The 233-nt window shown below is 70.8% G+C and carries 1 protein-coding gene; it reads left to right on the forward strand.

Features of this window, described 5'->3' with window-relative positions; genetic code table 11:
* A partial coding sequence (locus OH705_RS28825; RefSeq protein ID WP_416383618.1) for a hypothetical protein occupies positions 1-233 on the forward strand: 233 nt, incomplete at both ends.

Genomic DNA, 233 nt, shown 5'->3' on the forward strand with positions numbered 1-233 from the left:
GGACAGAAGCTGGTCACCCTGAAGGGCGATGCCGCGCAAGCCGCGCTGGTCCAGGCCGAGGCCACCTACGCCGAAGCCGAACGCCTGTACCGCCGGCAGAAGGAACTCGCCGACCAGCAACTGATCGCGCGCTCGCAGCTGGACACCCAACTGGCGTTGCGCGATGCTGCCGCCGCGCGCGTGCGTCAGGCACGTGCGGACATCGGCGATCGCAGCGTGCGGGCGCCGTTCGC

The sequence above is a fragment of the Pseudomonas sp. BJa3 genome (genome assembly GCF_026343815.1).
Taxonomy (GTDB): domain Bacteria; phylum Pseudomonadota; class Gammaproteobacteria; order Pseudomonadales; family Pseudomonadaceae; genus Aquipseudomonas; species Aquipseudomonas soli.